19 protein-coding genes are annotated in these 22,870 nt (G+C 47.1%); 2 read left to right on the top strand and 17 right to left on the bottom strand.

The genetic code is table 11. From position 1 onward, the window contains the following. Window positions 1-10: 10 nt before the first annotated feature. From trpD to LFX25_RS06465, 5 genes are read right to left on the bottom strand one after another with little or no spacing between them, the layout of a single operon-like run. Window positions 11-1,021: an anthranilate phosphoribosyltransferase gene (gene trpD, locus LFX25_RS06485; RefSeq protein ID WP_238729494.1), complete on the bottom strand. Its 1,011-nt coding sequence runs from the start codon at window positions 1,019-1,021 to the stop codon at window positions 11-13. Continuing rightward, window positions 996-1,742 (bottom strand): CDP-diacylglycerol--glycerol-3-phosphate 3-phosphatidyltransferase, encoded by a 747-nt coding sequence (gene pgsA, locus LFX25_RS06480; RefSeq protein ID WP_238729493.1) that lies wholly within the window; start codon window positions 1,740-1,742, stop codon window positions 996-998. The genes trpD and pgsA overlap by 26 nt, the downstream gene beginning before the upstream one ends. Continuing rightward, window positions 1,739-3,058: a 30S ribosomal protein S12 methylthiotransferase RimO gene (gene rimO / locus LFX25_RS06475; protein ID WP_238729492.1), complete on the bottom strand. Its 1,320-nt coding sequence runs from the start codon at window positions 3,056-3,058 to the stop codon at window positions 1,739-1,741. The genes pgsA and rimO overlap by 4 nt, the downstream gene beginning before the upstream one ends. Window positions 3,059-3,064: 6 nt before the next feature. After that, window positions 3,065-4,180, bottom strand: coding sequence for a helix-turn-helix domain-containing protein (locus LFX25_RS06470; protein ID WP_238729491.1), 1,116 nt, complete (start codon window positions 4,178-4,180; stop codon window positions 3,065-3,067). Between the two features lie 29 nt (window positions 4,181-4,209). Beyond that, entirely contained in the window at window positions 4,210-4,920 is a 711-nt protein-coding gene (locus LFX25_RS06465) for a LolA family protein (protein ID WP_319936997.1), read from the bottom strand. A 324-nt stretch (window positions 4,921-5,244) separates the two neighbouring features. Here LFX25_RS06465 and LFX25_RS06460 point away from each other — a divergent pair, with 324 nt between their 5' ends. Continuing rightward, window positions 5,245-5,781 (top strand): DUF1564 domain-containing protein, encoded by a 537-nt coding sequence (locus LFX25_RS06460; RefSeq protein ID WP_238729489.1) that lies wholly within the window; start codon window positions 5,245-5,247, stop codon window positions 5,779-5,781. A gap of 231 nt (window positions 5,782-6,012) precedes the next feature. On the opposite strand, the gene LFX25_RS06455 is transcribed toward LFX25_RS06460, so the two are convergent. The 5 genes from LFX25_RS06455 to LFX25_RS06435 form a co-directional block, all read right to left on the bottom strand. Then, window positions 6,013-8,862, bottom strand: coding sequence for a DNA translocase FtsK (locus LFX25_RS06455; protein ID WP_238729488.1), 2,850 nt, complete (start codon window positions 8,860-8,862; stop codon window positions 6,013-6,015). A gap of 78 nt (window positions 8,863-8,940) precedes the next feature. Continuing rightward, window positions 8,941-9,957, bottom strand: a complete 1,017-nt coding sequence (locus tag LFX25_RS06450) for an LLM class flavin-dependent oxidoreductase (protein ID WP_238729487.1) — start codon at window positions 9,955-9,957, stop codon at window positions 8,941-8,943. A gap of 145 nt (window positions 9,958-10,102) precedes the next feature. Beyond that, window positions 10,103-10,822, bottom strand: a complete 720-nt coding sequence (locus LFX25_RS06445) for a hypothetical protein (RefSeq protein WP_238729486.1) — start codon at window positions 10,820-10,822, stop codon at window positions 10,103-10,105. 122 nt (window positions 10,823-10,944) lie between these two features. After that, a complete protein-coding gene (dut, locus tag LFX25_RS06440) occupies window positions 10,945-11,382 on the bottom strand; it encodes a dUTP diphosphatase (RefSeq protein ID WP_238729485.1) in 438 nt (145 codons plus the stop codon). A gap of 231 nt (window positions 11,383-11,613) precedes the next feature. After that, window positions 11,614-12,315, bottom strand: a complete 702-nt coding sequence (locus LFX25_RS06435; RefSeq protein ID WP_238729484.1) for a hypothetical protein — start codon at window positions 12,313-12,315, stop codon at window positions 11,614-11,616. Between the two features lie 589 nt (window positions 12,316-12,904). On the opposite strand from LFX25_RS06435, the gene LFX25_RS06430 reads away from it, so the two are divergent. Continuing rightward, the gene (locus tag LFX25_RS06430; RefSeq protein ID WP_238729483.1) at window positions 12,905-13,282 is read left to right on the top strand and encodes a VOC family protein; all 378 of its coding nucleotides are present in this window, start codon (window positions 12,905-12,907) and stop codon (window positions 13,280-13,282) included. A gap of 421 nt (window positions 13,283-13,703) precedes the next feature. Here LFX25_RS06430 and LFX25_RS06425 read toward each other — a convergent pair whose 3' ends face one another. From LFX25_RS06425 to nusA, 7 genes are all read right to left on the bottom strand, one after another. Beyond that, window positions 13,704-14,987, bottom strand: coding sequence for a M16 family metallopeptidase (locus LFX25_RS06425; RefSeq protein ID WP_238729482.1), 1,284 nt, complete (start codon window positions 14,985-14,987; stop codon window positions 13,704-13,706). A gap of 21 nt (window positions 14,988-15,008) precedes the next feature. Beyond that, window positions 15,009-17,108, bottom strand: coding sequence for a polyribonucleotide nucleotidyltransferase (gene pnp / locus LFX25_RS06420; RefSeq protein ID WP_238729481.1), 2,100 nt, complete (start codon window positions 17,106-17,108; stop codon window positions 15,009-15,011). Between the two features lie 11 nt (window positions 17,109-17,119). Then, window positions 17,120-17,386 (bottom strand): 30S ribosomal protein S15, encoded by a 267-nt coding sequence (rpsO, locus tag LFX25_RS06415; RefSeq protein ID WP_010575366.1) that lies wholly within the window; start codon window positions 17,384-17,386, stop codon window positions 17,120-17,122. A gap of 52 nt (window positions 17,387-17,438) precedes the next feature. Next, window positions 17,439-18,368, bottom strand: a complete 930-nt coding sequence (gene truB, locus LFX25_RS06410; protein WP_255717763.1) for a tRNA pseudouridine(55) synthase TruB — start codon at window positions 18,366-18,368, stop codon at window positions 17,439-17,441. Next, window positions 18,325-18,678: a 30S ribosome-binding factor RbfA gene (rbfA, locus tag LFX25_RS06405; RefSeq protein WP_118955265.1), complete on the bottom strand. Its 354-nt coding sequence runs from the start codon at window positions 18,676-18,678 to the stop codon at window positions 18,325-18,327. Before rbfA ends, truB begins: the two co-directional genes overlap by 44 nt. 12 nt (window positions 18,679-18,690) lie before the next feature. Continuing rightward, window positions 18,691-21,411, bottom strand: coding sequence for a translation initiation factor IF-2 (gene infB / locus LFX25_RS06400; protein ID WP_238729480.1), 2,721 nt, complete (start codon window positions 21,409-21,411; stop codon window positions 18,691-18,693). A gap of 64 nt (window positions 21,412-21,475) precedes the next feature. After that, on the bottom strand, window positions 21,476-22,870 hold the full coding sequence (nusA, locus tag LFX25_RS06395) for a transcription termination factor NusA (RefSeq protein ID WP_238729479.1): 1,395 nt from the start codon (window positions 22,868-22,870) through the stop codon (window positions 21,476-21,478).

Genomic DNA, 22,870 nt, shown 5'->3' with positions numbered 1-22,870 from the left:
TTTTTCCAGTTTACTCTTTGGAAATTAAATCTTCGAAATACTTCTTTGTTTTTCCCGAAAGAATCGCTTCCAAGGCGATCTTGGTTCCCTCTTCGATGCTTCCGGCCTTTCCCATCACAAAAAGCCCCGCTCCCGCGTTCAAAGCCACCGCGTGTGAACCGGAGATTTCTTCTCCTTTCAATACGCGTCGGGCCAAAGTCTCGGCGTGATCGGAAGAGGAAGCGTAGACTTCTTCCTTTTTTAATGTCGGCAGTTTTAATACGGAAGGATCAAAAGAATGTCTGCTGATGACCCCGTTCTCCAATAAAGAATAGTCCGTAACCGCAAAGATCGAGAACTCGTCCAGTCCGTCCCGAGAATGGCAAACCATCGCTTTCTTCAGTCCGAGAGCCTGCAAGACCTTGATGAAGAGTTCCATGAGCGCAGGTTCGTAGACACCGATGATTTGGAATTGCGGAGCGAACGGATTGGATAAAGGTCCGATCATGTTGAATACGGTTCTAAACCCGAGTTCCTTGCGGACCGGACCCGCGTATTTCATGGACGGGTGCCACATCGGCGCAAATAAGAAGGTAAAGCCCTGCGATACGAGATGTGCTTCGACTTCTTCCTGAGTCTTTTCGGTTTTATATCCAAGTCGGGTTAAAATATCGCTCGATCCCGTATGGGAAGAAACCGATCTGTTTCCGTGTTTTGCTACTTTGACCCCGAGCGAAGCGAGGGTGATCGCCGAAAGAGTACTGATGTTGATCGTTCCCTGTCCGTCTCCTCCGGTTCCGCAAGTGTCCAAAAGATCGAACGGAAATACGGTCTTGGGACGAAGCGCGTTTTTCCGAAGAGCAAGCGTGCAACCTAACACCTCGTCGACGGACTCTCCATTGGCGCGCATCGCGGTTAAAAAAGAGGAAAGAAGAATTTCGGATACTTCTCCGCGCATCACTTGACCGAGGAAAGCTTCGGCTTCCTCAGTCGTTAAGTGTTTGCGGTCTATGAGTTTAAGAATGGCTGCTCTGGGTTCCACGTTTCTGAAACATCCTTTTGAGATTCGAAGGGGTCAACACTTTGCCGTTGGTCACAAGATAACGGAGTCCGGAAATCACTGTGATCGCCGTCGTCACGAGCATTCCCCAGTACGGAACAAATGCCCCGAGTCCGAAGATGACGTCTCCGAGTCCCCTGTATTTGTCCGGGTTTTGAAAAAAGTAGATCGCGTTACCGGTTGCGATCTCGAAGACCGTCAACCCCGAGGCCTTACCGGATGCGTACGCCTCGTTGATGAGAATCCGTTTCTTGCTCGATACGAGAACGAAGAATACGAGGATCAGAACGATCGCTCCCATCTGAAACGCGGTCTTCACCTTTCCGAGCATGGAAGTGCGGATCGATTGTCCCTGACGAATCGCGAGATAACGTAAAGAAGTGATGAGCATATCCCTTCCGATGATCAGACAAACCATCCAAAACTCGATCTGTTCCTGCAAAAAGATAAACGTAACGAAACAACCCGTTACGATGATCTTATCCGCGAGCGGATCCAAAAATTTTCCGAACTCGGTTTCCTGATTCCACTTTCTGGCAAGGTAACCGTCGATCAAATCGGTGAGAGACGCCGCGATAAAAAGAAGAAGCGCCGCGATATGATATTCGACCTCTTTCTGAAACAGAAGCCATACGAAAAAAGGCACCGCCGCAACGCGGAGCATCGTAAGAATATTAGGAATATTGAAAATAACTTTGTTCATTGGGAAACCCAGGTTCCGTTCATGTCATACTCGTAGAAGGAATCGATTCTCACTTTGCCGATCGTTCCGGGAAGCAGGGATGCGTCGTCCACGTAGACGACCTCGTCCATTTCCGGAGCGTCCTGCAGTCTTCTTACGACCGCCTGTCCGTCTTCGATCGCATCCACGATCGCGTCGTAGGTTTTGCCGATTCTGGACTCGTGAATCTCTTCCAAAATCGCGAGATGGGCATCCCGGATCATATTGATTCGCTTGGATTTTTCTTTTTCGGAAACCGTCTGTTTGGTTTCGGCGCCCCTGGTTCCTTCCTGAGGAGAATAAGAAAAGAGATTCACTTTTTCCGGTCTTGTCTCTTCGATAAATCGGAGAATCTGATCTACGTCGTCCGCGTCTTCTCCCGGATAACCGATGATAAACGAAGTGCGGATTTCCAATCCAGGTTTTACTTCTCTTGCGAGCGAAAAAAGATCTTTGAAATAAGAACTTTCTCCGGCACGGTTCATACTTTTTAAAATTTTAGAGGAAACGTGTTGCAAAGGGGACTCGAGATACGGAGCGATTTTCGGAGTTTGACCCATGAGGCGGATCAACTTTTCCGTTTTTTTATCCGGATACAAATACAGAAGTCTCAAAATTTCCAAAGAATCGATTTCGGAAACTTTGCGAACCATATCCAAAAGAACTTCCGAATCCCTTCCGTAATATACGGTGTCTTGAGAGACGAGGCAGATTTCTTTGGCGCCCGCGCGGATCGCGCGGGCGGTATCACGGAGAATATCGTCGACGGGAGATTCTCTGAACTTTCCGCGAAAAGACGGGATGATGCAGAAGGAACAACCGCGGTTGCAGCCGTCCGAAACCTTCACATACGCATACGGCCTCGAGTAGTTTTCGATCCCCGAAGACAGTTTCAATCTTTCTAATAGATCTTCGTTGAATTCGAGTTTCGGTGGGGAAAGATCGGGAAATTTATCCCGGAGAATTTTTCCCGCTTCGGCGTATCTTCCGGTTCCGAAAAACAGATCCACTTCGGGGATTTCCGCGCTGATATTATCGGGATAACGTTCCGCAAAACAACCCACTACCACGAGTTTTTGATGATGTTGTTTTTTGACCTGAGCCGCGGAAAGAATCGTTTGAATCGTTTCTTCCGTCGCGGATTGAATAAAGGTGCAGGTGTTGATAAAATGAAAATCCGATTCTTCCGGAAGAGAGGCCGGCGTAAAGCCCTCTTCCAAAAGAGAATGGTGCATGCTCATCGAGTCCGCGGTGTTCTTTGGACAACCGAGCGTAGTGATGTAGAACTTCTTTTCCAAAGAATTCTACTCTCCCAACTCCCTGATAATGGATTGAGTATTATCGTAAGGGTTTTGCGTTTTTACGAAAATCTTTTTCACGAGTTTTCCCGGACGACCCAGTGTGATTTTCGGTTTTCCGTTCTGAATCATCTCCACGGCCGAACCGTCTCCTACCTTCAATTCTAAACGATCTTTCGCTTCTAAGCTTCTATTTTCTCCGGCTTGAACGAGACCTCGGAATCCCATCTGACCGTCGATGATGAATTCCGCGTAACTCGCTTTGCTGAAGAACAACGTAACTTGGATCGGAACATCGCCGAGCGTCTTGGTATTGTCGACCGCGTTGTTGTTTTCCGGTTTTTGCTCTTCTTCGCTTAAGGTTACGAGAACCTTCGCGGAATTTTCGGTCACGGCCTGCGCGATGATTCTTACGTTGCGTCTGAGACTTGAGATTTCAGGAATCGTATAACTTAGAACTTTTTCCTGACCTTCGCTCAAACGGAATTTGTATACGGTTAGATCGGGATAAACGTTGAACGCAAGAACAGCAGTGTTCAAAGCTCCGCCTTTTTCCACGGAGTCAATAAACAGTTTACACTGCTGATTGCTGACGGAAAAACTCACGCCCTTATCGGGAGTAAGAATAAAGGATTCGCTTCTGTTGTCCGGAATCGATCTCGATAAGAAGTCGATGTTTTCGGGAATGTCCAGTTTCTTACCGGATTCTTCCACGCTGTCGTCGCCGGAAGAGGAACCCATAAAGCTATCGATGATGAGATAAGCGGAGATAAGAATGATCAATACGGACGCGATCGTAAAGATCTTGTTCTTATCCACGTTGATTTTCGTATAATACGAAGTAGTCGGACGTGTGAGTTCTTCGAGAGGAGCTTGGGATTCTTCGATCTTTTCTCCCCGGTATAAGTTGATGAGTTGTCCGGTGTCGAGTTTTAGATAACTTCCGTAATTCTTCAGGAAGCCCATGGTGAACGTTTCACCCGGAAATTGAGAATAATCCTCCGTCTCGAGCGCAAGGATGTATTTAACCGAGATGTTTGTTTCTTTCGCTACGTCTTTAACGCTGAGCTTTTTTTCTTCTCTCGCCTCGCGGAGAATCTGCCCTACTCTTTTCTGATTCAAAGTTTCGCTCCTTCCGGGACTTTCGATTTTTATTGTTCCGACACAAGCGGGTTGTTTACGATTTTCGCGTTTCCGCTGATGTGGAAGTTGAATTGTCCGTCTTCCAGGTCGGGGTTGGTTTCTATATTCAAAAATTCGATTGTAGTTTCCTTTCCTCTTCCGTCGCTCGCGACCGCTTTTTGGATGAAGTAGGATTGCGCGTCCACGTAAAGAAGCATGGTTTCAAATCCACCGACCTTCTCCCTTTGTTCGAGATTGAGTACGAAATATTTGCGTCCGTCTTTCGGAGAAACCTGAGGTTGTTCGATGGAATCGAACTTATAATGATACTTTCTGAAAATTCTGGAAAGACCTTCGTCCGTGAAACTGGAAAAGATCGGTCCGGATTTATTCGATTTATTTAATGTAAGATCCTGTTTTCCCACCGCGTTCAAACGGGCGATGTAAATATAAAGAGTTTTTCCGTCGGATACGATTTCATCGCCGGAAGGATCGCTGAATTGATACCGGATTCTTCCGCCTTTTTTGTAGAGGCAAACCCCTCTCATGTTTTTGCTTTTTTTATTGGAAACCGTTTGGATCTGAAAATCGGCTTTGTAGGAATTCAGATCGGCGAATTTCTTTTTAACCTGTTTTACCACTTCGGACGGAGAATTCCAGTTGTGCGCGGGTTGAGCCAGAAGAGAAGATTCTAAGGCCAGGAATAAAATACAAAAAGAAAGAATGATTGTTTTTTTCATGAGAAAAACCGGATCTCCCGGGATTTTTTTACTAGCTTCGGACGTATCGGGAACCTTGTCACTTTCTAAAATTTTAGGGGACAGAGTTCTGCGGGATTTCAGTCGAAGCATGGATTCTGGCGCCCCTTTCCGCTCGCAAGCGGAAAGGCCGAGCTCGCCGCGACTTCGCTTTCGCTCCGGTCCTGCGGACTGCTTCGCATCGCTTTGATCTCTGGCGCGGATTTTGTTGTGAAAAAGGATTTTGTGGGTGTTCCAACACTTTTCTAAGTACAAAAAATTCTGTATTTCAAACCGAAAACCCCACCTCTTGGAACCGCCTCGGGCATGGGAGTATTATTGCTAAATTCGGATTTTCACATCCGATCGCGTCTTCAGGAAAACAGTACGATCGTAGTAAGCCTCATGATTCCGGAAGAGATTTTGATTCGATATCCCCTCGAGGTTCGGAAAAAACTTCCCAAAAGAATACCGGATCTTTTGAGAAGATATGGAAAATTTCTAACTTCGACCGAACGTCTGGGAAACAAAGCGGGAAGAACCTTGTATCAAGCCAGTCCGGGCAAGGATCAAATGAAAAAGATCAATGCTCGAATCAGCACCGGCAGTTGGGCCCTATTCGGAGCCTTAGCCCAAGCGCACGGCGTATCGAGGTGTTTTCTTTTCAATTATCTTCTGTCCTTGGAAGAGGCCGAGATTGGGGATTGTATCGTAATAACGATGAACGAAGGAGGTCCAACGTTTCATAAGAATTACAGTTATATTCTACACCTCGATCTTTTGAAAAATACGATTTCAAGAACGCTACTCTGCGATCCAAAAGACACCTTTTACGTTTTGGATTACCGAGACTGGTTTTCTTAACCGCCACTTGACCGAAGCACGAAATCGAAGTGTAGCAGTTCCTACGTTTTTCAAAAAAAAGGATCGGGTCCGGGCAGGAACCAAAAAAAAGTTTCCCGGAGAGGGGGTAGCGAAAGACGCAAAGCGGCTGCAGCGAGGGGGAAACTTCCCCCATCGAACGTCCCTTAGGAAGTGAAATGCTGAGTTTCTCCGAACACCTATGGGAATCTTGGGTTTTTCAAACGCCTTCCCTCAGCCCGCCCTTAGAATTTCTCTCCCCTTCGAACCGATTTGCGCGCTGACATAGCCCCTCTCTTCCATCAACTCCATCAAGCGCGCCGCTTTATTGTAACCGATCCGCATTCTTCTTTGAAGATAACTCGCCGAGGCCTTGCGATCCGTCCGAACGATTTCCCAAGCCTGTTCAAAGAGCACCTCATCCTCTTCGTCGACCAAAGAAGAATCCGGTTCCTCGTCCAAATCGAATTCCACATAAGAAGGTTTTCCGTATTTCCGGGCCTCTTCCACGATCTTTTCGATTTCCTCTTCGGAAACGTAAGGGGATTGGATTCTCACTAAGTCGGCCGCGGTCGGAGACTTATACAAAAAGTCCCCTTTGCCGAGAAGAGATTCCGCTCCGTTCTGATCCAGGATGATTTTAGAATCCGTTTTCTGTGCGACGTGAAACGCCATCCGCGCGGGGCAGTTCGCCTTAATCAAACCGGTGATTACGTCCACCGAAGGTCTTTGTGTCGCCATGATGAGATGGATTCCGACCGCTCGCGACTTCTGAGTGATACGGGTGATCGCGTCTTCCAAATCCTTTCCGGAAACCATCATAAGATCCGCCAACTCGTCGATGAAGATCACGATGTAAGGCATCTTCTTGTATCCGTCTCGATGCGCACCCTGTTCCACTTTTTCGTTGTATGTTTTGAAATCGCGACACTTGAGTTTGGAAACGGAATGATAACGCGCTTCCATCTCTTGAATCGCCCAAGCCAAAGCCCGGGTCGCCTTTTTCGGATCGGTGATGACCGGCATCAAAAGATGGGGAATGTCTTCGTATAAAGTGAGTTCCACCATCTTCGGATCGATCATGATAAAACGAACCTCTTCCGGAGAAAGATGAACTACAAGGGAAGAAATCATCGAGTTCAAACAAACCGACTTACCGGAACCGGTGGTTCCCGCAACGAGTAAGTGCGGAAGTTTGTTCAGATCTATGCTGACCAACTTGCCGGAAATATCTTTCCCTATCAAAATCGAAAGATCCTTTTTCGGACGCAAACTCAGATTCTGATGAAGAATATCTCCGAGGTAAACGTCTTCACGCAGGCTGTTTGGAACTTCGATCCCGATCGTGGACTTGCCCGGAATCGGAGCTACGATACGGATGTTCTTAACCGCAAGATACAAACGCAGCTCGTCCGCAAGAGAAGTGATTCTTCCGAGTTTGACTCCGGGAGGCGGAGTAAGTTCGTAACGCGTGATGATCGGACCGCGTTCCATCGAAACGACCTGCGATTCGTAGCCGTATTGACGGATGATCTCTTCGATTTTGCGAGCGACCTTGTCGGATTCGATCTTAAAGAGAGGATCTTGGATTTTTGTCGTGGTCGTTTTCAAACTCTTCAGAGGAACGTGATAGATGGAACGTTTGGATTTTACTTCCGGGATCAAAGTCACGGGAGGGAACGGAAGAGTTTGTTCGCTCTTCGTTTCCTTTCGTTCGGGAACGGCAAACGACTTAGGAGCAAACGTAACGGGAGAAGGCGCAGCCTCGTTCGAGTTTGCCGTTTCGGACGCGTTTTCTTCCTCTTCGGAAGATTCTTCCCACTCATCTGCCGAATCTTGCGTTACGCCATCCTCCGCGGATTCTTCCTCGTCCGCAAAACCTTCCGCATCTTCGTAAAATTCTTCCTCTTCCAAATCGGATTCTTCCTCCGAATTCGAATCTTGAACATAGAAAGAATTCTCGGCAACAGGTCCGGCCGATCGTATTTCGTTCGGCTTCACGGAATCGCGCACGTTCGGTTCGATCGAAGGCGGCACAACCAAAGATACCGCAGGTTCTGACCGCGAAAGAATATTCGAAGATTCTGATGTTCTAAAGTCGATGATTTCCCATTGGGAGGAGGATTCCTGAAACGTTCTTTCCTCGCGGATCTTATCCGAAAGGGAAGTCGATACGGATTGAAAACGGAAAACCTTTCCCTGTTCTTCGAACGTTCCCGAAAACGCTCCCTGATTTTGAAAACGAACCCGCGAAGTTTCGGGCGTAACCAGGGAACTTACGTCGACCTTGGAAAGAAGATCGGACAACCTTCCTTCTTTTCCGAACGTGGAATGAAGTGCGTTTTGTAAAGCGGAAGGTTCGGTTTTACTTCGAGCCTGTTTGTCAGAACGCATCTGCTGATAGAGTTGTTCGGGAGAATGGTTTCCGCCGTTATGCGTGGAAAACCAAGGAGGTGTTTCCTCTTTTCTTTGAAATCGTTCGACCGCCGATTGAAAGAGCGCACCGAGCCCTTCTCCTTTCTTCGCAAAACCCGACTGAAAACCGTCGCGGTATTTCGCTCCGGCGGCGCCGAGAATTCTTCCCAAAAAATGAAGCGGCGATTCGTTTAATAAAAGGATAAAGCCGTAAAAATAAAACACGAGATGGATGAGAGTTTTCCCGGTCGATCCGAAGATGAATTCGAGTCCGGTGGAAAGAAGCTGACCGACCAGTCCTCCCTGCGACGCAAACGGAATCGCGGATACGTGTCCGGCGATCTGAAGCGTAACCGTGAAACAAAATAAGAACACCGGAAGGGAGAAAAGACGGTTCGTGAGTTCGAATCCTTCTTTGACGAGTCGAAGAGACCCGAGTCCGATCGCGAATAGTCCGGGCAAAAACGAAGCCGCACCGAACATAAAAAACATTCCGTAGGAAAGATAGAATCCGAGTCTTCCGAAGAAGTTGTGCCGAATCCCCTGCTCGCCCGCGTCAAAGGAACCCAAGGAAAGGGTCAAAATGATCCCCGCAAAGAGTAATACGTACGGAAGAATCATCTTCCCGTTTTGCAGATTCCAGGCTGGTTTGAGGTCTTTGGATTCCATGCTATTTGTATCGGAAAGAGCCCGGAAAAAGAAAAGAGACTTAATTGTGGTTTTTTGGAAGGGAAATTCAGGGAGAATTCAAAACCGAATCGGTTCCAAATCAAAAACATCCGCAAGCAATTGATACGAACGCAGGCGATCCTCAAAGTCGTAACAAATCGTAGTTACGACCACTTCATCCACGCCGTAATCCGCCGTAAGATTCAAGATCTCTTCTTTGACCTTGTCCGGAGTTCCGGCCACCATTCTGCCCCGATTCTGCGCGATGACTGCCTTTTCAAATTCAGAGTAAGAATGACCGGAAATCTCTTTGTATGAAACGACCCCTTCACTGATTCCTTTGCCGATGTTCAAAAGTTGTTTGTCCATCACGGCTTGCAATTCTTCCGCCTTGCGTTCCGTTTCCGCACAGAGGACGAAGATGCCGATACTTGCTTGCGGAAAATCGAATGCATCCGAAGGTTGAAACCGTTCCTTATACGCTCGTACCGCATTCGGTCCTCCGAACGGATTGATAAAATGCGCGAACGAAAGAGCAAGACCGAAGTTCGCCGCAAGCAAACCGCTTTCTCCGCTGGAAGTAAGAACCCAAAGTTCGGGAACGGTTTCCGCTTTCGGAATCGCCTTCACCTTCGTTTGAATCGAATCCGCCTCGGCCGTATCGGTCAGAAAACATTGCAGATCCAAAAGCTGTTGTCCGAAATCGTTTCGAACGAATTGAGCGCCGGGATTCAAGATGGAAGCGGTAAGACGATCGCTGCCCGAGGCGCGACCAAGACCGAGATCGATTCTCCCGGGAAAAAGAGTTTCGAGCATTCTAAAATTCTCCGCTACCTTGAGAGAACTATGATTCGGAAGCATCACACCTCCTGAGCCGACACGAATCCTCTGCGTTTCGCCGGCGAGATGCGAGATCAAAACTTCCGGAGTGGAACCTGCAAGACCTTGAATATTATGATGTTCTGATACCCAATAACGGGTGTATCCCAGACGATCCGCAAGTCGCGCAAGCTCCACGGTTTCCTGAATCGCCTGTCTTGCGGTTCCGCCTTTGCGGATGGGGGATTGATCGAGAACGCTGAGTTTCAACTTCATCTTAGAATGCCTACTTCACGACTCCGATGTCTTTTACAAGTTAGACTAAAACGGCAACCCCTTGCGATCAAAAACGAACGATCCTATCGACTTAGAGCCGACTCTAAGTCTAAAAAGTCTGCGTAAAAGAATCCTGGATCCCGTTTTAAGAATTCGAATTTGCCGGCAAAAATTCCGACTCGAATTCATCCTCTCCGGCCCAAATAAAAATGACCGTGATACATCCGTGGATCAAGGTCCAAACGAAACAAGTAAATCGAATCGAAATTACGTTCCAATCACGGAATTCTTGGTTCGTTTCTCCCTTTAAACGAAAAAAATCAAAGGCATCTTGAATCCAATCCGCAGCTCCGAAAAAAACGACAACACCCGAAAGGCCGGAGACCAAAGCGACAAGAAATACATAACGAAATTGTAATCTTATGTTTGTGGAATATTCAATAATTTTCATCTCCGCAAAGGAGGAAACTCCAAGAATCAGAAAGAATCGCAAAAAGTTCAGGAATAGAACGATTTGTTCCGTGAAATTCGAGTCAAACATTCCATCAAAATGATACTCGATAAGGCGATTCGAAAGCGCAAATAGGACGGCGAAAAGCAAGAATAAAAGATTCGTAAGAATACAAAATGGAAAAAAGGAAAAGTTTCGTTTCGGTATCAGTTTCACAATGAAATAAAAAGCAAAAGAAAAACCGATCCCGGGCAGTAAAAATGTCGCATAATAAAGAATCGGATGAAGGAGTTTATCGAAATCCGGATAGGTCCAAGTAACCCCCGTAAAAAATCCGGAAGCCAAAAGATATTGAATCGTTTTTATCCATTCGTGAATTCCAAATACTTTCTCGGATGTTTCCGATTTTTCCACCTCCGTCCTCCGGCCCTCTTCAAATCCGACTTTGCTCTCGGTTCTCCGCAAAAAAGAATCGAAGTCGTTTAACAAAACAACACTCGATCCGGAGAAAATTCCGTCCTTTTTAGAGCACCGATCTAATGTCCGGTGGAACCGAAACCTCCCGCGCCTCGCGCGGTCTGATCGGCAAACTCGTTCACGAGTTCCCATTCGGCATACCACGTTCTGCGGATCAAAAGCTGCGCGATTCTCATTCCGTGCTCGACGACAAAGGAAGAATCACCCAAATTCAAAAGAGGAATCATCAGTTCACCGCGATAATCGCTGTCGATCGTTCCGGGAGAATTCGGAATCAAGATTCGATTTTTTGTGGAAAAGCCGGATCTCGGTCTGATCTCGAAATGATATTCCTCCGGAATCGCAAACGAAAGACCGGTTGGCACAAGAAAAACCTTACCGGGTTCCAAAACAAGATTCACATCCAGACAAGCATGGACGTCGTATCCGGCTGCGTATTTCGTTTGTAAAACGGGAAGTTCCGCGTTTGGTTTAAGCTTTTTAACCGAGATTTTCATACGATAAAGATTTCCTTTTGAAAGATCCGAATTTGAATCGAGGTTTAATTTCCCGGCGAGGGAGAATTCCATAATTTGAGGTCGAAGTTCGATCACAATCTTTTTAAAGACGTAAATCGAACAAAGAAGAAAGATTTCGGTGAAATAGCCCTATTGTCCGAATGTGTTATAAATTTATATACACGCCGTATAATTTACTGTGAAAGTCAAAGACAGATTTATTATAAATCTTCATCGATGGTCTTCGTTCGGACAAAGATTCGTTTCATAAATCGGTTTTTTTTTCTTAAAATTCTCACCGAACAAGATTCCGAATCTACCGTAATCGATCCAAATTCTTTGTGCCAGATGATCGGACAATCGATATAGATGAATATGACCTAACAAAACGTATCTGGAACGATCTTGTTTACGGTTTGTAAAATCTGCCAAAAGAACGGGTTCATCCGAATACCATAGAACGACCTTTGTATGATCGCGATCTAGATCCGGTACATCCACCGAATATTTTTTGATGTTCGGGTAGTCGTCATACGCTCCTTGATTTTCCCAACTTGGGAAACGATGCGTAATGTGCCTAATCAGCAAAGATTCTATAGTTCGGACTCTATCCTTCGCGTCGGTAATTCGAACATTTTCCAATAAGACATCATACGAATCGATCGTGACGGCTCGATCCCGCCAATTTAAAGGATTGAATAAACGGAAATAAACGAAAACCCCCGAATAAGGTACATGAGCATTGCCGTCCATGTCGTCTTTTGAAACCGCTCTTCTCGTATACGAATAGGAATCCGGCTCCTTTAAAAAGGATGCCTTCTCTGCGGATAAGATTCTTACTTTTATAATATTGTCGGCGGCAAGAGAAACGATCGGGATCAGAGAGAAAAAAATCGCGAGTCTATAAATATTTTTCTTTCGCAACAAAGTCACTGGACAACCGTTCCATTAAGGATTCGTTTCTAAAGATACAACCGAATATCGATAAAATTTCGGATAAAATCTGCAATCCGCAAAATTCCCGCGTTTTTTCTGCTTTGCGGTGGCAAACACCAACAAAGTCACTTAATGACAAATCGAATATTCTTGATTTTTGGTAAAATCGATTCTCCGGAAATTTCCCCATCATTCCTCTCGCTCACTCAGAAATCAATTTACAGCTTGTCCCAAAACTTATTTCTACTTGGATAGAAATACAAGTTGGTAGGTTCTTGTCCCTGACGCTGCGATCCATAGAGAGCAGTGTCATTGAGTTTCTCGCTGCGATCCATAGAGAGCAGTGTCATTGAGTTTCTCGCTGCGATCCATAGAGAGCAGTGTCATTGAGTTTCTCGCTGCGATCCATCGAGAGCAGTGGCGCTGAGTTTTCTTTGAACAGGTTCTTATTCGAATGTCGTATAAATTTAGTTGATTTATGCGTAGGTCGCATAAATTCCGCGAAAACTTTCGATTCAAAGCCGAAATTTAAAACGAGTTTTTTCGTTGCGAAGCAGAATCGGAACGATTACAAAGACAAACTACTATGATTAAATTCAACCAAGTCATGCTTTACGTAAACGATCAAAAAGGAATCGCCGATTTCTGGGTGAACAACTTAGGCTTTCGGGTGGAAGGAAAAGAGGAATACGGAGAAACCTTCGCCATCATTCTTTCCGACGGAAGACCCAATTCCACCAAACTTGTTCTTCAAAACAAAAAAGCCGTTGCGGCGGCGAACCCGGATATGAATGTCGGAACGCCGTCCATACTCATGTCGACCGACGACGAAATAGATGCACTGTATCAAAGACTAAAAGACAAAAAAGTGAACGTCGGTGAAATGGTGAATTTTCCAAACGGAAAAAAAGTATTCAACTTTTCCGATTTCGAAGGAAACTACTTCGCGATCATCGAAGAATAAACGAGCAACAAAGCGGAAACATCCTTCCAATCCTTTACAACGAATGGAAATTTTATCGATTTAATTTCCGCAACACATCATAAAATCGTAATACATTACCGCAAAACGGAAAAATATGGAGTTCTGTATTACGATTCGATCGATATGAGGAACTTTGTATTCCTTGTTAACACGTTGCATATTTTGAATGTTGTATCGATTCGCCAGAGCACTTTTCGTCGATCCAATCCGATTTCTGCAAATTTCGTATAAATATCCGCGGAAACATCGTAATAACCAAAGCCATCTCGCGCAAATCTACGAACGTCGTAGAAATGTCCAAGAACCGCAATCTACGAACGTCGTAGAAATGTCCAAGAACCGTGATCTACGAACGTCGTAGAAACCACCCGCGCTTACATCTGAATATCGTCGTTAAAAGTTAAAATGAAAACAAACGTTGAACGGCCTTTTCTTCCTTAGATCCGAGATTGCCTAACGCAGAAAGATGCAACTTTGGAATCCCGAAGACGGACTTCGCGAACGAATTGAGATCTTCCAGGGTGATCGAATAAATTTCCTTTACCCGTTCCTCGTACGAATAATTTCTACCGTAATAAAGCTCCATCAGAGCGATCGTGTTCATTCTAGATTCGGTTTGTTCGTAACTAATGGAAAGGGTTCCTTCGTGATTGGACTGTGCATCCCGTAGCTCCTGTTCCGTAATTCCGCGATCCAGGATGGACTTGATTTCGTCGGAAATCGTTTCCATACAAGTGATGAATTTATCCTTTGAAGTGGAACAAACGATGCTGTTGATTCCGATATCGGCGTAAGAAGAAGGATAGGCGGTAATCTGGTAACAAAGACCTTTTTCTTCCCGCACTTTTTGAAACAAGCGGGAAGACGTCCCACCGCCCAAGATATGAGTGAACAGGCTCGCTTTGGAAGCGTTGTGAAATTCCCGCGCGAACCCATCCCCGCCGAGAATAAAATAAACCTGTTCGAGCTTTTTCTTTTTCGGAAAATAACCCCATTGTTTTTTTGGAAGAGAGAGCGAATTCCCTTCCTTCTTTTTCTTTCTGGGTCTGTTAAAATATTTTGCTACGATCGAAAAGATCTCGTCCGGTTCGAAATTTCCCGAAATCGAAAGAAACATGTTTTCCGTATGATAATACGTATCATAAAAATCTAATAGTTTCTTATGATTGACTCCGCCTACGGATTCTCTTGTTCCGATGATGTCGCGACCGAGTGAGTTCTTCGGAAAAAAATTCTGATAATAAAAATCGTGAATATAATCTTCGGGAGAATCCTCATAACCCTGCAATTCTTCCAGAATGACACCCGCTTCGTTTTCGATGTCGGATTGTTTGAGGAGAGGTTCGTAGATCATCTCGGCTAACAGTTCTAAGCCGATGCCGATATGTTTACCGGCAACCGTTACATGAAAATACGTGTATTCCCGGGAAGTAGCCGCGTTCGTAAAACCGCCAACCCTTTCGATGTCCTCGGCTTGCTGTTTCGCGGTCCTCTTTTCCGTGTCCTTGAAGAGCATATGCTCCAAGAAATGGCAATAACCCGCATTCTTCGCGGATTCGTGTCTGGAACCGACCCGGACAAAAACGCCCGCGGAAACGCTGACTGTGTGAGGGGCTTGTTGAAAGAGGACGGTGATTCCCCCGGGCAGAACTTTTCTGTGAACTAACTGTGAAGGTTCTTGCACCAAGGGAATATTAGAAGAATCTTATGCTTCTTGTTCTTCTTCGAGAGCGTCTTTTCTGGAGAGATCGATCTTTCCGGTCTTATCGACGTTCAGAACCTTCACTCGAATAATATCGCCCTCTTTGACGATGTCTTTTACCGAATTCACTCGTTTGAAATCGATCTTGGAGATATGGCAAAGACCTTCTTTTCCGGGAAGAATTTCGACGAACGCGCCGAAGTCGGCGATTCGTTTCACTTTTCCTTCGTAGATCTTCCCTACTTCCACTTCGGTAAAAAAACCGTCGACCATCTTCGCGGCTTTTTCCGCGGACTCTTGGTTCGAACCGGAAATGGTTACGCGCCCGTCGTCCTCGATGTAAAGTTCAGCTCCGGTCAATTCGCTGATACCGCGGACGTTTTTACCGCCCGGTCCGATCAATTCGCCGATTCTATCCTTAGGAATGTTTCGAACGATGATTCTAGGAGCAGTTCCGGCTAACGTAGGCGATGCGGTGGAGATATGTTTCTCCATAATATCAAGAATATAGAATCTTCCTTTTTGCGCCTGAGCGAATACGCTTTCCAAAACGTCGAAGCTGACGCCTGTCACCTTCAAGTCCATTTGGAACGCCGTGATTCCTTTTCTGGTTCCCGCGATTTTGCAGTCCATGTCTCCGAAATGATCTTCCAAACCGGCGATATCGGAAAGAACCGCATACTTACCGGAAGAATCGGAGAAAAGTCCCATCGCGATTCCGGAAACGCTTCCTTTGATCGGAACGCCCGCAGCCATCAGCGCGAGAGAACCGGAACAAACGGAGGCCATCGAACTGGAACCGTTGGATTCTAAGATTTCGGATACGACGCGAATCACATACGGAAATTCGTCCGGCTTCGGAAGAACAAGCTTTAACGCGCGTTCTGCGAGATTTCCGTGTCCGATTTCTCTTCTTCCCGGACCGGAAGATCTGCGAACCTCACCCACGGAAAACGCGGGGAAGTTATAGTGAAGCATAAAGGACTTTTCTTTTTGTCCTTCGAGTGTTTCGTATCTTTGGTTGTCGGCGCCCGTTCCGAGAGTGACCACTCCCAAAGACTGGGTTTGACCTCTGGTAAAAACGGAAGAACCGTGAGGACCGGGAAGAGGATTTACTTCTACGGAAATCTGACGAATTTCGTCCAACTTTCTTCCGTCGAAACGAGTTCCTTTCGACAAAACCTGTTCGCGAACGATTTCATATTCCAATTCGTGAAGGTAAGCTTTGATGTCCTTGATCTTGTCGGACTCTTCCACGGTTTGTTTGAAGAAGTCTACGACTTCCTTATTTACATTAGAAATTTCTTTATTTCTCGCGGTTTTGTCCGGAGTTTGATTGGCTGCGGTCAGCTTATCAAACGCGTATTCCTTCACCTTCGCAAGAAGTTCCGCGTCGCGCACTTTGAGTTTGACTTCTCTTTTAACGACGCCGATTTTTTTCGCGAATTCTTCCTGAAGAGCTACGAATTCCGCGATGTGTTTCTGTGCGAAACGAAGCGCCGCGAGCATTTCCTCGTTGGAAAGCTCCTTCGCTTCTCCCTCGATCATTACGATGTGAGTTTTAGTTCCGGCAACGACGAGATCCAAATCGGAATTTACGAGTTCTTTCGTAGTCGGATTGAGGATCAATTCTCCGTTGATTCTTCCGATTCTTGCGCCCGCGATCGGACCGTTGAATGGAATATCAGAAACCGCTAATGCTGCACTCGCCGCATTCAATGCGTGTCCCGCAACGGAAACGTCTCCGTCCGCGGAAAGAACCTGCACTTGCAACTGAACTTCGCAAAAATATCCTTCCGGAAACAAAGGACGAATCGGTCTGTCTATGATTCTGGAAATTAGAATTTCATGCTCGGGGGGTTTCGCTTCTCTTTTGAAGTAGCCGCCCGGAAAGCGGCCGACGGAATAGAGTTTCTCGGTATATTCGCAAGTAAGAGGAAAGAAGTCCTGTCCCTCTTTTGCTTCGTCGGCGGCGCAAACGGTAGCAAGTAAAACCAGATTCCCGGAACGATAGACTACGGCTCCATGAGCCTGTTTTGCCCAGTTCCCTGTTTCTAAAACGATAGTATCGCGGCCGTATTGGCCGGAGATTGTATGTGCCATGTTTGACTCGCTTACTTACGGAGTCCGAGAGTTTCGATCAGTTTTTTGTAACGGTCTAATTCGGTTCTTTTGAGATAATCCAGAAGTTTCTTTCTTTTGCTTACGAGTCTTAAAAGACCGGTTTTAGAATGAAAATCCTTTTTGTGTGACTTGAAATGTTCGTTGAGTTCTTTGATTCTCGCATCAATCAGAGCGACTTGCACTTCGGTTGAACCGGTGTCTCCCGCTTTGCGGGCAAAATTACTGATAATTTGTTTTTTCTGTTCAGTAGCTATCATATCGTGAATATACCTTTTTACCATTTTTCAGGTGATATACACCGCTTTAAAGCTAATTTTTAGGAAAGACTCTTAAATATTTATAATCTAACTCGTGAATTCCATGTTCTTCTTTTTTGCACCACGCGAGAATCTCTCCTTCGGGTGAAACGAGAAGAAATTCTGTTCCGGGAATCCATTCGAGTTTTGTCTTTCTGCCGTTCAGAACCGCACGAACCTCGGTTCCCGGAATTTCCACGGTCGGGAATTCTAAGATCGCTTCCGGCGGATGAATCGTAACCTTCCCTTCCAACAGATTTTCATAAGAATCCGCTTGGCTCAGGTTTAATTTGCCTATGCTCGTACGGACCAGTCGTTCGAGCCGCATCGGAAACCCCGCACGTTCGGAAATATCCATTACGATCTTGCGGATATAGGTTCCGGCCGAAACCCGGATCTTAAAAACGATCGATTCAGGGGAGAATGTCCAGAGTTCGTATTGATAGATCTTGATTTTTCGAACCGCAGGAACAAGCGCGACTCCTTCGCGAAACAGATCCGATCTTCTTCTCCCATTGACCTTGAGCGCGGAGACATCGGGAGCTTCCTGACTTTCCCAGGTCGGAACTTCGAGAAACAATTGTTTGAGTTTATCCTGGTGTTCGTGAAACCAAGTTTCCGTTTGTTCCCTCGGAAGGGATTCCAAGATTTCTCCTTCTTTGTCGCCCGAGTCGGTGGATTCTCCCGGTCTGACCCAAGCCTCGTAGGATTTTTCTTTTTCCAAGAATACGCTGGAAAAACTCGTGCAGCTTCCGACGGGGAGAATCATAAGTCCGCTCGCGGCCCGATCCAAGGTTCCGGTATGACCGATCTTTTTGAATCTGAGTTTTTTACGGGCGGTGACCACAAGATCCGAAGAGGTCATTCCTTCCGGTTTGTGGATCAGTAAAAATCCGGATTCAGTCCGGATTTGTGGGTTTTCTGGTAAGTCTGAGTGATTCATCCAAACTCTGAATATATTCCTCATCCCAGAGGAATTGCATTCTTGGTGTGATTCTAAGTCCTAACTTTCCGGACAGCGTCGTCTGAAACAGACCGGCTGCGCTGTTCAGTCCGGACAACACTTTTAATTTCTTTTTATCCGTGCAGATCGCGGTCACATAAACGCGCATGTTCTTTCCGTCGTCGGAAATCTCCGCGCGGTGAACGGAAACCATATGAACTCTCGGATCTTTTACCTTTCCCGATAGGATCATCATCGCAACGGTTCGAACTGCTTCCGCTTCGATTTTTCTTCTTCGGATCGGATTCACGGTCCGGGTTTCCTATTCAAGTTTCCGTTTTATCACGGTAACGTTGTAAGCTTCGATGATATCTCCGACTTTAAAGTCGTTGAATCCGTCCACTTGGATACCGCACTCGAAACCGGATACGACGTCGTTCACATCGTCTTTGACCCGTTTGAGGGATTTCAGTTTCCCGTCGAACTTCGTAACTCCGTCGCTGATTACGCGCACATTCGCGGACTTCTGGATTCTTCCCGAAGTAACCATACAACCGGCGATGTTTCCGACCTTGGAAACCTTGAAGATTTCCCGGATCTCCGCGGCTCCGATAACTTCTTCGATCTTTTCCGGTTCGAGAAGTCCTTCCATCGCGAGTTTGATCTCGTCCACGACTTGATAGATGATATTGTAATACTTGATCTGAACCTGTTCTTTTTCCGCCAAAGCGATCGTCTTCGGATTCGCACGAACGTGAAACCCGATGATAAGCGCGTTCGAAGCGGAAGCGAGCATCACGTCCATATCCACGATGGCGCCTGCGCCGGATTGGATTACGTTCAGCTTCACTTCCGGTGTGGAAAGTTTTTCCAAGGATTCCTTGATCGCTTCCGCAGAACCGCGAACGTCCGCCTTGATGATGACCTTGAGTTCTTTCAGAGCGCCTTGTTTGATGAACTCGTTCATGTTCTCAAGGGTTACTTTGGAAGAAGTTCCGGCAGCGGCTCCCGCGTTTCCGATTCTTTCGAACTCGATTCTGTGTTGAGAAATATTTCTGGCTTCTTTTTCATCCGCCATCGCGTCGAACGGTGCGCCCGCATCGGGAACGCCGTCGATCCCGGTAACCTGAGCCGGGAACGCTGGTCCCGCTTCTTCGATCAATTGACCGAGGTCGTTGTACATCGCCCTTACGCGACCGGAGAATACTCCCGCGACGAACGGATCTCCCACGCGGAGAGTTCCGTTTTGGATCAGAACGGTTGCAACCGAACCGCGACCCGGATCGAGTTTCGCTTCGATGATCGTTCCTTTCGCTCTCCGTTTCGGATTGGATTTGAGATCCATCACTTCCGCTTGGAGAAGAATCATTTCCAAAAGTTTATCGATTCCGATGTTTTCACGAGCGGAAATCTTCGCATACATCGTCTGCCCGCCCCACTCTTCGGATTGAAGACCGTGGTTGGCAAGTTCCTGCATGATCTTGTCGGGATTTGCAGTCGGAAGATCGATCTTGTTGATGGCAACGATGATCGGAACTTCCGCCGCTTTCGCGTGACTGATCGCCTCCAGGGTTTGAGGCATTACACCGTCGTCCGCCGCGACTACGAGAATCACGATGTCGGTTACTTTCGCACCGCGCGCTCTCATCGAAGTAAACGCTTCGTGACCCGGGGTATCCAAGAAGGTAATGAGACCGCGAGCGGTTCTTACCTGATACGCACCGATATGCTGAGTGATTCCGCCGGATTCGGTATCGATCACGGAACTTCTGCGAATCGTATCGAGCAATTTCGTCTTACCGTGGTCGACGTGTCCCATGATCGTAACGACCGGAGGACGATTGATATAATCTTCTTCGTTGTCTTTTTCTTCTTCGATGATGGTCTCTTCGTAAAGAGAAACGACTTTCACCTTACAGCCGTATTCATCCGCGAGAAGCGCAGCCGTTTCCGCGTCGATGATGTTGTTGATCGTCACCATCATACCCATTTTCATGAGTTTTCCGATGACGTCCCCCGGTTTGAGGTTCATCTTCTTAGCGAGTTCGCCTACTTGCACATTTTCTAATACTGTAATTTCTTTCGGTACGGAAATCCCGGAAACACCCGCGACCTTCGTCTTTTTGAATCTTTGTTTAAAGAATTTCGTGTTTTCCGCGCCGGAAAAATCCCTCTTATCGGTGGAAGTTTTTTCCTTTCCGTGGTCTTTCTTTTTGTTCGCACCGGCCGCGCCTCGTGCTTGAGAAAGTTCCACTTCCGCGGAAGTAATCGGCATAGGACGGCCACCTGGGCCTCCACCAGTACGGCCACCTGGACCGCCGCCGAAACGATTTCCACCTCCGGGTCCGCCTTGTCCCGGGCCGCGATTTCCTTGGTAACCGCCGCCTTGTCCCGGACCACGATTTCCTTGGTAGCCGCCGCCTTGACCCGGGCCGCGATTTCCTTGGTAACCGCCGCCTTGTCCTGGACCACGATTTCCTTGGTAACCGCCGCCTTGTCCTGGACCACGATTTCCTTGGTAACCGCCGCCTTGTCCCGGGCCGCGATTTCCTTGGTAACCGCCGCCTTGACCCGGACCGCGATTTCCTTGATAACCGCCGCCTTGACCGGAGCCGCTACGCCCTTGATAACCGCCGCCTTGCGTCGGCCTGGATACGATGATATTAGAATCTTCTTTTTGAAAAGGAGAACGGGAAGTCGGATAGGAAGAATCTCCACTTTGTCCTTGCGGGTCCCTGTCTCTTGGAGGACGGGCACCGCCTTGTCCTGGGTCCGGCTTTTTCGGAGATTCTTCGCTTTTAACGTCTCTCTGAGAGGAAGGAGCGGGACGGACGATCGGTGATTGACCGGAATCGCCTCTTGGAGGCAGCGGGGTAACCGGTTTTGCAGGAGCAGAATCGGCGGCCGCTTCTTTCTTAGGAGATGCAGAGGGGGAAGGAGACGGAGTTTCGTCGCCTTTCTTTTTAATGATCAGCTTCTTGCGTTTTCCCGCGTCCGCTGCGCCCTGGAGCGTTTCCTTGATCGTCTTATTTTTGTCTTCCATAATGATACCCTGGCTTTCCGAAGTCACTGAAGCTCCGGCTCTGAAAAAACCCGTTCGGGTTCTCTCAGTTATCCTCCACCCATTCCACGGATTCTCGGAGTAACTTGAGAATCTGTCCGGCGGTCGTATGTCCGATTCCTTGCAGTTTTGCCAGATCGTCTTGGCTGTATTCGATCAGGGTTTCCAGATCCTTGATGCCTTCGCTCTTCAAGATCCCGACAATACGGGCCGAGAGTCCGGGTAGATCTTCCAGAGGAGTCAATCCTTCTTCCTCTTCTTCTTGTTCCGGTTGAACTTTTGCTTCTTCCGCAGGAGTATAAAAAAGCCTTTCCAGTCTTTCTCTCGCCTCCGGAGAAGCAAGTTCCGCGTTGTATTGAGCCACGGTTTTAATATCGATTTTGTAACCCGCCAACTGAGACGCAAGTTTTACGTTGGAACCGTTGATTCCGATCGCCAAAGAAAGTTGATCGTCGGGCACGACTACCATCGCTTCTCTTCCGGAACCGTCCACCTTCACTTCGACCGGTTTTGCGGGAGAAATCGCGTTCGCGATAAATTCTGCAGCGTCGTCGGAAGATTCTACGATATCGATTCTTTCGTTACCGAGCTCCCGTACGATGGATTGGATCCGAACCCCTTTCATACCGACGCAAGCGCCGACCGGATCGATGTCGCCTCGGGTCGCACGAACTACAACCTTCGTTCTGATGGAAGGTTGTCTGGCTACGTTTACGATTTCCACGAGTCCGTCGTAGATTTCCGGAATTTCCATTTCGAACAATTTACGAACGAAATCCGCGGAAGCTCTGGAGAGAGTAATCACTGGGATCGGTTCTCTCGGACGAAGTTCCACTCTTTGAATGATTGCTTTGAGTCTGTCTCCGCTGTGATACTTTTCACCCGGATTCTGTTCACGGCGAGGCATGATTCCTTCCACTTTACCGAGGTCGATGCTCATCGCGTCTTTTTTCCATCTCTGGAAATAACCGTGAGTGAGTTCGCCTTCTTTCGCCTTATACTCGTTATAGAGAAGTTCCTTCTCCATATCTTTCAGTCTTTGAAAGACCATCTGCTTCGCTTGGCTGGAGATAATCCGCGAGAGTTCCACGGGTTTTTCGCGGAACGAAACGACCGAACCGACTTCCGCAGAAGCGTCGATCGCTTTAGCATCTTCTAAACTGATTTCGAGAGCGGAGGAAGCCGCGCCCTCCACTACTTTTTTTGCGATTGCGATGACTACGCTGTCTTTACCGGACGCAAACTCTACGGTAACGGGCGAAGGTGTTTCCGAATCTTCGGACTCTTCCAGACCTTCGAGGCCGGACTTTTTCTTATATGCGGTTATGAGAGAATCACGAATGACTCCCATAACGGCTTCCCGATCGAGGGACTTGTCCGCACAAAATTGTTGGATCGCCTCCAACAGATTTCCTTCCGATTGTGTCTTCTTAACTGCCAT

The sequence above is a fragment of the Leptospira sanjuanensis genome, assembly GCF_022267325.1.
GTDB classification, from domain to species: Bacteria; Spirochaetota; Leptospiria; order Leptospirales; family Leptospiraceae; genus Leptospira; species Leptospira sanjuanensis.
The sequence above is the reverse complement of the archived record's forward strand: the minus strand, read 5'-3'. Positions and strand labels throughout refer to the sequence as shown.

Bases quoted from the DNA above. Each gene is read 5' to 3' on its own strand.
- pgsA (WP_238729493.1), bottom strand. From the start codon at position 1,742: ATGAACAAAGTTATTTTCAATATTCCTAATATTCTTACGATGCTCCGC.
- LFX25_RS06465 (WP_319936997.1), bottom strand. From the start codon at position 4,920: ATGAAAAAAACAATCATTCTTTCTTTTTGTATTTTATTCCTGGCCTTA.
- LFX25_RS06460 (WP_238729489.1), top strand. From the start codon at position 5,245: ATGGGAGTATTATTGCTAAATTCGGATTTTCACATCCGATCGCGTCTT.
- LFX25_RS06455 (WP_238729488.1), bottom strand. From the start codon at position 8,862: ATGGAATCCAAAGACCTCAAACCAGCCTGGAATCTGCAAAACGGGAAG.
- LFX25_RS06450 (WP_238729487.1), bottom strand. From the start codon at position 9,957: ATGAAGTTGAAACTCAGCGTTCTCGATCAATCCCCCATCCGCAAAGGC.
- dut (WP_238729485.1), bottom strand. From the start codon at position 11,382: ATGAAAATCTCGGTTAAAAAGCTTAAACCAAACGCGGAACTTCCCGTT.
- LFX25_RS06430 (WP_238729483.1), top strand. From the start codon at position 12,905: ATGATTAAATTCAACCAAGTCATGCTTTACGTAAACGATCAAAAAGGA.
- pnp (WP_238729481.1), bottom strand. From the start codon at position 17,108: ATGGCACATACAATCTCCGGCCAATACGGCCGCGATACTATCGTTTTA.
- rpsO (WP_010575366.1), bottom strand. From the start codon at position 17,386: ATGATAGCTACTGAACAGAAAAAACAAATTATCAGTAATTTTGCCCGC.
- truB (WP_255717763.1), bottom strand. From the start codon at position 18,368: ATGAATCACTCAGACTTACCAGAAAACCCACAAATCCGGACTGAATCC.
- infB (WP_238729480.1), bottom strand. From the start codon at position 21,411: ATGGAAGACAAAAATAAGACGATCAAGGAAACGCTCCAGGGCGCAGCG.
- nusA (WP_238729479.1), bottom strand. From the start codon at position 22,870: ATGGCAGTTAAGAAGACACAATCGGAAGGAAATCTGTTGGAGGCGATC.